Annotated in this window: 1 protein-coding gene; it reads left to right on the plus strand. The window is 65.8% G+C overall.

The window, feature by feature from the left end:
- Positions 1–14 precede the first annotated feature (14 nt).
- Positions 15–1,045, plus strand: a 1,031-nt coding sequence (locus tag ABZ845_RS32005) for an AMP-binding protein (RefSeq protein WP_360987093.1), incomplete at its 3' end; no start/stop codon positions are given.

Below are 1,045 nucleotides of genomic sequence, written 5' to 3' on the forward strand. Positions count from 1 at the left end.
AGTCACGTCTTGGTGTGGTGTCGGTGGTGGGTGGTGGTGAGCGGGAGCGGTTGTTGGGGTGGCAGGTGCCGTCGGTGGATGGTGGGGTGTCGACGTTGCCTGGGTTGTTCGGGGCTCAGGTGGTGCGGGCGCCGGGTGCGGTGGCGGTGTCGGTGGGGGATGTGTCGTTGTCGTATGGGGAGTTGGAGGTGCGGGCGAATCGGTTGGCTCATCATCTGGTGGCGTTGGGGGTGGGTGCGGAGTCGCGGGTGGCGGTGGTGATGGAGCGGTCGGTGGAGTTGGTGGTGGTGTTGTTGGCGGTGGTGAAGGCGGGTGGGGCGTATGTGCCGGTGGATCCGGCGTATCCGGGGGAGCGGATCGGGTTTGTGGTGGGGGATGCGGGTGTGGGGTTGGTGGTGACGTCGGCGGGTCTGGTGGGTCGGGTGTCGGGGTTGGGTGTGCCGGTGGTGGCGGTGGATGATCCGGTGGTGGCGGCGGAGGTGGCGGGTCGGCCGGGGGTTGCTGTCGGTGGTGAGGTGTTGCCTGGTCAGGTGGCGTATGTGATTTATACGTCGGGGTCGACGGGGCGGCCGAAGGGGGTGGCGGTGACGCATGGGAATGTGACGGGGTTGTTTGCGCAGTCGCGTGATCTGTTCGGGTTCGGTCCGGGTGATGTGTGGAGTTGGTTCCATTCGTTTGCGTTCGATTTTTCGGTGTGGGAGTTGTGGGGTGCGTTGTTGTATGGGGGTCGGGTGGTGGGGGTGTCGTTCGAGGTGTCGCGTTCGCCGCGGGAGTTTGCGGGGTTGTTGGAGCGTGAGGGGGTGACGATGTTGAGTCAGACTCCGTCGGCGTTCTATCAGTTGATGCCGGTGGTGTTGGAGCGGCCTGGGGTGGTGGGTTCGTTGCGGGCGGTGGTGTTCGGGGGTGAGGCGTTGGATGCGGGGCGTCTGGTGCCGTGGTGGGGGTGTTTTGGTGGGGGTGGGCCGCGGTTGGTGAACATGTATGGGATCACCGAGACGACGGTGCATGTGACGTTCGAGGAGTTGCGTGCGGGTGCGGGTGCGGG

Origin of the sequence: Streptomyces sp. NPDC047022, from assembly GCF_040644155.1 — a bacterium.
Classification (GTDB): domain Bacteria; phylum Actinomycetota; class Actinomycetes; order Streptomycetales; family Streptomycetaceae; genus Streptomyces.